This is a genomic window from uncultured Rikenella sp. (assembly GCF_947628055.1).
Classification (GTDB): domain Bacteria; phylum Bacteroidota; class Bacteroidia; order Bacteroidales; family Rikenellaceae; genus Rikenella.
The window spans coordinates 37,062-43,649 of sequence record NZ_CANQYJ010000004.1; the positions used below are offsets into that span (position 1 = coordinate 37,062).

Sequence of the window (6,588 nt, forward strand, 5' to 3'; positions counted from 1 at the left end):
TTCGGTTCGCTGCCGGCGGTCAGTACATCAGGATCGGTTCGGGCCGCTCGTCGGTAATTTCGCCGGTGAAGTTTTCGAGCAGGGCTTTGGTGGCGGCTTTGCTTCGCGGAATCCACGGGCTGTAGGCCATCACATGTTCGATCCGGGCCTGCTGCTGGGCTGTCAGGTTCGTACGCAGGCTGTAATAGTAGTCCATCACATTGGTCGACAGGCACAGTTCTCCGCCGTCGCACGGCTGGCGATAATAGCGGTCATAAGGAAGTGTGCCGGCATAGAATGAGGCCTGATAGGTCTTCCGGTCGTATTTCGGGGTGTCGCTGCATCCGTCGTCGCTGGCGTTGTCCGGATTGTCGCAGTCGCCCTCCCCTTCTTTCGGCTCGCTGAATGCGTGGCGCAATCCTAAATAATGCCCCATCTCATGGCAGAAGGTGAACATGCCTTCGTCGTCCAAAAGGTTCCCCCCACTCGTATGCGGAAGAAAATAACGGTTGTTGAGGGTGATTCCATGCATGTAATACGGCTGCTGCGTAATAGCGCCGTCCCATTTGACCAGCAAGTCCAACGGATGGGCCGTGGTACAATACGGGAGGTAGGAAATGCCGGTCACGTTGTTTTCGTCCTGTTCGGGATCGGACGAGACCAGAAACCCGAACAGCCAGACGTTGACGTATCGGTTGGGATCCCACAGAATGGCTTTGTCGCGGGCCTGCAGGGTTCTTTTGGCGCTCAGAAATTCGCTGGCGCTCATATTGGCCGAGCCTGCATACCCGACGCGGTTGACTCCCGGCTCGTCCAACAGCCGGCCTGTCGGATCGTGTGTAGCCAGAGTAAAGGTAACCTGCACTTTCCGGCTCCCGGCATTCGGGAATAATGTGGCGGCATAAAATTCGTTAATCTGTCCGATCCGCTTCCGGAAAACCGAGGCGTCCGGGTTTTGTATCGGATCGGCCGGGTTTTCGTACAGTACGTGGAATACGATGGGAATGGTTCCGTTCGGTATGTCGGAGCTGGCGGGCTCCTGGGGGGCCGTATCTTTTTTGCATCCGGCCAGCAGCAAGGCGAATGCTGTCAGGGAAAGCAGTATTTTCGTCTTCATTCGGAGAGATTAATTTGCGTAAAGTTAATATTCCTGTGCCTATTTTCAACTGCCGAGCGGCCCGGCGGGTGAGAGACCTGCAAAAAAGAGGCCGTTCCCGCCGAAAAACGGGGGAACGGCTTTATTATCGAAATCAGTTAGGAAGCAGCAGGGAAGGACTGGCCCCCCTGCCGAGAAGATTAGTCTTTCAGTTTCGCGCACAGGAACTCGCGGTTGAGTCTGGCGATATGGGCGATCGAGATCCCTTTCGGACATTCGGCTTCGCAGGCTCCCGTGTTGGTGCATCCGCCGAAGCCGAGTTCGTCCATCTTGGCTACCATCGCTTTGGCACGTCTTGCCGCTTCGACTTTCCCTTGCGGCAGCAAGGCGAGCGAGCTTACCCGTGCTGCCACGAAGAGCATGGCGGACCCGTTCTTGCAAGTCGCCACGCATGCCCCACAACCGATACAAGCCGCTGCGTCCATCGATTCGTCGGCGTCTTTCTTCGGAATCGGAATGGCGTTGGCGTCCGGAACTCCGCCGGTATTCACCGAGATATATCCTCCGGCTTGCAAAATCTTGTCATAGGCCGACCGATCCACGACCAAGTCTTTGATCACGGGGAATGCTTTCGACCGCCACGGTTCGATGGTGATGGTATCCCCGTCCTTGAACTTGCGCATATGCAGCTGGCAGGTGGTGATGTCGTCGTCGGGCCCGTGTGCTCTCCCGTCGATGAATAGGGAGCACATCCCGCAAATCCCTTCGCGGCAGTCATGGTCGAAGGCGATGGGTTCTTTCCCTGAGTGAATGAGGTCGTTGTTCAGAATGTCGAGCATCTCGAGGAATGAACTCCCTTCCGATACGTTTTCGACGTGGTATTCTTCAAAATGACCTTTGTCGTGGGCGTCTTTCTGACGCCATATCTTTAACTTCAAATTCATAAAGCTCTATCTTTTTTTCTGTTCGTTTATTCTGTACCCTACTGTGAGTGACTGTTCTTTCTGTGAACAGAAAGGACCAAAGAAACTTTGTGAAGCTACGCTACTCCTTAGGCTCCGCAGTCCTCTTGCATTGCGTTTGGTTCGGGGCGCGGAAATCGGGCCGATTAGGTACGAACCTCATTATATCGGCCCGATTCCCCGCACCCCGACAAATCAAAGAAAAGGGTATCCGGCAGGCTCAAGAGATGCGAAGCATCTCAAAAAGTTTTTCTGGTTCTCTTTGTTCACAAAGAGAACAGTACCCTCAAACATAAGGTAGAAAATAAACGAACGATTAAACAGTTAAAACGTTATCGGAATTAGTCTTTGTAGTTGCGTTGAGCCAGGTGCACCGTATCGAAATGCAACTCCTCCTTATGCAATTCCGGTTCCGCATCCGGGCCCTTGTACTCCCAGACCGCCACATAAGCATAATGGTCGTCATCGCGCAGCGCCTCGCCCTCCGGCGTTTGGAACTCCTCGCGGAAATGGCCCCCGCACGACTCATTGCGGTTCAGCGCATCGCGCGCCATCAGTTCGCCCATTTCCAGGAAGTCCGCCACGCGGAGCGCCTTTTCGATCTCCTGATTGAACTCGCCCTCCTTGCCCGGCACCCGCACATTCGACCAGAACTCCTTCCGCAGCCGTTGGATTTCGACGATCGCCTTTTCGAGGCTCTCTTTCGTACGCCCCATCCCCACATACTCCCACATGATATTCCCCAGCTCCCGGTGCAGATCGTCCACCGAACGCGTTCCCTTGATCGCGAACAGCCGGTTGATCTTGTCGATCACCGCCTTTTCCGCCTCCTCGAACGCCGGGTGGTTCGTATCGATCTTCGGCGTCTGGATGTCATGCGAGAGGTAGTCCCCCAGCGTGTACGGAATGACGAAATAGCCGTCCGCCAAGCCCTGCATCAGCGCCGAAGCCCCTAACCGATTCGCCCCGTGATCCGAGAAGTTCGCCTCCCCTAAGGCATACAGCCCCGGGATGGTCGTCATCAGGTTGTAATCGACCCAGATGCCCCCCATCGTATAGTGTACCGCCGGGTAGATCATCATCGGCTCTTCGTACGGATTGACATCGACGATCTTCTCGTACATCTGGAACAGGTTTCCGTACCGCTGTGCAATGACTTCCTTGCCCAACCGCGCGATCGCCGACGAGAAGTCCAGGAATACCGCCAGGCCCGTCTCATTCACCCCATAGCCCGCATCGCAGCGTTCCTTCGCCGCCCGCGAAGCCACGTCGCGCGGCACCAAGTTCCCGAACGCCGGATACCTGCGTTCCAGGTAGTAATCCCGGTCTTCTTCCGGAATCTGCGACGGTTTCTTCGCCCCCGAGCGCACCGCTTCGACATCCTCCTTCTTCTTCGGCACCCAGATACGTCCGTCGTTCCGCAGCGATTCCGACATCAAGGTCAGTTTCGACTGCTGTTCCCCGTGTTTCGGAATGCAGGTCGGGTGGATCTGCGTAAAGCACGGATTGGCGAACATCGCCCCTTTCTTGTAGCACTGCCAAGCCGCCGACCCGTTGGAGTTCATGGCATTCGTGGAGAGGAAGAAGACATTCCCGTACCCTCCCGAACAGATCAGCACGGCATGTGCTCCGTGCCGTTCGATCTCGCCCGTCACCAAGTTCCGGGTAATGATCCCGCGCGCCTTGCCGTCGATCAGCACCACGTCCAACATCTCATGCCGCGGGTACGATTTTACCGATCCTTTCTGTATCTGCCGGTTCAAGGCCGCATAGGCCCCCAGCAGCAACTGCTGCCCGGTTTGACCGCGGGCATAGAATGTTCTGGAAACCTGCGCCCCCCCGAACGAGCGGTTGTCGAGCAGTCCGCCGTAGTCGCGCGCGAAAGGAACCCCCTGCGCCACGCACTGGTCGATAATGGCGTTGGAGACTTCCGCCAGCCGATAGACGTTGGCTTCCCGCGCCCGGTAGTCCCCCCCTTTGATGGTGTCATAAAAGAGGCGGTAGACCGAGTCGTTGTCGTTCTGGTAGTTTTTCGCCGCGTTGATCCCTCCTTGCGCCGCAATGGAGTGTGCGCGCCGGGGCGAGTCGCTGATGCAGAATACCTTGACATTATACCCCAGCTCGCCCAATGATGCCGCCGCCGATGCCCCCGCGAGCCCCGTCCCGACGACGATCACGTCTAACTTGCGCTTGTTGGCCGGGCTGACGACTTTGATTTCTGCTTTATGTTTGCTCCACTTCAGGGCCAGCGGCCCTTCGGGGATTTTGGAATCGAGTATGCTCATATCTTTCAGTCGGAATTAAGTGTGAATTCGAATGGTTTGATCGCCGCAATGCGCCGCATCCTTACTTCCCGAAGCAGCGGATCAACAGCACCGATACCGGAATCGAGATGAAGCCGGCTGCCACGATAAAGGCGTAGACCCGTGCCGCGCACTGCCACCGCCGGATCCAGATCTGGTTGTCCAGCCCGATGGTCTGGAAGGCGCTCCAGAATCCGTGCCGCAGGTGGAACCACAGCGCGATGACCCAGATGATGTACAGCACTGCGATCACCGGATTGGCGAACGTCTGCACCAACAGTTCATACGGACTGTCCGTCGCTTCGCCGCCGATGAAGTGCTGGAGCTGCATTTCTGCCCAGAAGTGGGTCAGGTGCCACGCCAGCATGCCGAGTATGATAATCCCCAGCACATACATGTTCCGCGATTCCCATGTGGAGGATTTGCCCAAGTCCTGCACTTTGTACTTCACCGGCCGCGCGGTCTGGTTTTTCAGTGTGATGACGGTCGCCCAGGCGATATGGATGACAAACCCCAAGGCCAGCACCGGCACCATGATTTTGATGAACGGATTGGTGTCCATGAAGGCGCACATGGCGTTGTAAGCCTCCGGACCGCCGTAGTAAAAGAGGTTGGCCGCCAGATGGACGAGCAGGAAGACGATCAGGAAAAGCCCCGAGAGGCTCATTACTAATTTCTTCCCGATGGAAGAGCTCCAGAGTTTACTCATAAGTTTTGATGGTTTTGAATGATTGGTATTTTGCAAGCCTGATTGGTACGGGAAATAATAATGGGGGTGCGGCGCGCGCAGGCGGTTCCTTTTCCGTAAATACCAGAAGGAAACGGCGCTGTTTTTCTATTAACAAAGGTATTTCCCTTTTTCGGATTACACAAATTTTTTTCCGGGCCTCGTCGGGCGTCTGTGACGGAAGAAGGCTGAGAAAAATCGCGAAAAGTTTGCAAATTCCGAAACGGCTCTTTATCTTTGCATTCGATCCAAATATGTAATTATTACAAATAGCGTTGCAAACCCCTGCAAATACAAGAGAATTACTTCACAGCCACGGTATCCGGCCGTCAGTGCAGCGGATCGCTATAATGGATTACCTGCTTACGCACAGGACGCATCCGACGGCGGAGGAGGTTTTCGAGGCTTTGGTGCCGGACATTCCGACGTTGTCGAAGACCACGGTTTACAATACGCTGAATCTGTTCGTGTCGCAGGGGGCGGCGGCGCATATCGCGATCGACCCGAGGGGCTCGCGTTTCGACGGGGATACGAGCGTGCACGGCCATTTCTTCTGCACGAAATGCGGTGCGCTGCACGATGTGTTTTTCGCCTCGCCTCCGGTGCTGCCGCTGCCGGAGGGAGGGCATGCGGCGGAGTGTGCACAAATATATTATAAAGGTATATGTGCCTCTTGCGCCGGCAAACGGGAAAAATAATCGACTTTTTTACAAACCCAATCCATAAAACAACACGTTATGAAAAAGAAATTCATCTGCACGGTCTGCGGTTACATTTACGAAGGGGAGGAGGCTCCCGATTTCTGCCCGCAGTGCAAACAGCCGAAGGAAAAATTCAAGGAGTATGTCGAACAGAAGGGGGGGCTTACGTTCGTCGACGAGCATGTGATCGGTGTGGCGAAGGGGGTCGATTCGGAGGTGCTTGAGGGATTGAAGGCGCACTTCGCGGGCGAATGTACCGAGGTGGGGATGTATCTGGCGATGAGCCGCCAGGCGGATCGTGAGGGGTATCCGGAAATTGCGGAGGCGTTCAAACGCTATGCCTGGGAAGAGGCTGAACATGCGGCGAAGTTCTGCGAGTTGCTGGGCGAGGTGGTCTGGGACACGAAAACGAATGTCAAGGCGCGCATGGAGGCGGAAGCGGGGGCTTGCGAGGACAAGAAACGGATCGCTGCGCGGGCCAAGGAGCTGGGGCTGGATGCTATCCACGATACGGTGCACGAAATGTGCAAGGATGAGGCGCGGCATGGCAAGGGTTTCGAGGGGTTGTATAACCGCTATTTCAATAAATAGTCGTTTTTCCGCTCTGTTCGCGAGGGGTGGGCTGCATCATGCAGCCCACCCCTCGCGTTTATCCGCTCGTTTAATCACTACCCTATGTTTGAGGGTACTGTTCTCTTTGTGAACAAAGAGAACCAGAAAACCGACGCAGCAGCCGAGTGCCGTCGAGCTTGCTCGAATGGCCGAGGCGCCAGGAGGAAGGCGAAGCCAAACTTTTTGAGATGCTAACGCATCTCTTGAG

6 protein-coding genes are annotated in these 6,588 nt (G+C 55.6%); 2 read left to right on the plus strand and 4 right to left on the minus strand.

Features of this window, described 5'->3' with window-relative positions:
• Positions 1–19 precede the first annotated feature (19 nt).
• The 4 genes from Q0Z93_RS00815 to Q0Z93_RS00830 form a co-directional block, all read right to left on the minus strand.
• Positions 20–1,096 (minus strand): M43 family zinc metalloprotease, encoded by a 1,077-nt coding sequence (locus tag Q0Z93_RS00815; RefSeq protein WP_298061602.1) that lies wholly within the window; start codon positions 1,094–1,096, stop codon positions 20–22.
• A 179-nt stretch (positions 1,097–1,275) separates the two neighbouring features.
• Positions 1,276–2,019, minus strand: coding sequence for a succinate dehydrogenase/fumarate reductase iron-sulfur subunit (locus tag Q0Z93_RS00820; protein ID WP_298061604.1), 744 nt, complete (start codon positions 2,017–2,019; stop codon positions 1,276–1,278).
• Positions 2,020–2,378: 359 nt separating this feature from the next.
• Positions 2,379–4,322 carry a fumarate reductase/succinate dehydrogenase flavoprotein subunit gene (locus tag Q0Z93_RS00825; RefSeq protein ID WP_298061606.1) on the minus strand — a complete coding sequence of 648 codons (1,944 nt, stop codon included), beginning with the start codon at positions 4,320–4,322 and terminating at the stop codon, positions 2,379–2,381.
• A 61-nt stretch (positions 4,323–4,383) separates the two neighbouring features.
• Entirely contained in the window at positions 4,384–5,049 is a 666-nt protein-coding gene (locus Q0Z93_RS00830; RefSeq protein ID WP_298061608.1) for a succinate dehydrogenase cytochrome b subunit, read from the minus strand.
• A 293-nt stretch (positions 5,050–5,342) separates the two neighbouring features.
• On the opposite strand from Q0Z93_RS00830, the gene Q0Z93_RS00835 reads away from it, so the two are divergent.
• Together Q0Z93_RS00835 and Q0Z93_RS00840 are read left to right on the plus strand one after the other, a co-directional pair.
• Positions 5,343–5,765 (plus strand): Fur family transcriptional regulator, encoded by a 423-nt coding sequence (locus Q0Z93_RS00835; protein WP_298061610.1) that lies wholly within the window; start codon positions 5,343–5,345, stop codon positions 5,763–5,765.
• A gap of 39 nt (positions 5,766–5,804) precedes the next feature.
• Positions 5,805–6,359, plus strand: a complete 555-nt coding sequence (locus Q0Z93_RS00840) for an NADH peroxidase (RefSeq protein ID WP_298061612.1) — start codon at positions 5,805–5,807, stop codon at positions 6,357–6,359.
• Positions 6,360–6,588 lie beyond the last annotated feature (229 nt).

Coding starts and splice junctions, on each gene's coding strand:
- Q0Z93_RS00815 (WP_298061602.1), bottom strand. CDS start 1,096: ATGAAGACGAAAATACTGCTTTCCCTGACAGCATTCGCCTTGCTGCTG.
- Q0Z93_RS00820 (WP_298061604.1), bottom strand. CDS start 2,019: ATGAATTTGAAGTTAAAGATATGGCGTCAGAAAGACGCCCACGACAAA.
- Q0Z93_RS00825 (WP_298061606.1), bottom strand. CDS start 4,322: ATGAGCATACTCGATTCCAAAATCCCCGAAGGGCCGCTGGCCCTGAAG.
- Q0Z93_RS00830 (WP_298061608.1), bottom strand. CDS start 5,049: ATGAGTAAACTCTGGAGCTCTTCCATCGGGAAGAAATTAGTAATGAGC.
- Q0Z93_RS00840 (WP_298061612.1), top strand. CDS start 5,805: ATGAAAAAGAAATTCATCTGCACGGTCTGCGGTTACATTTACGAAGGG.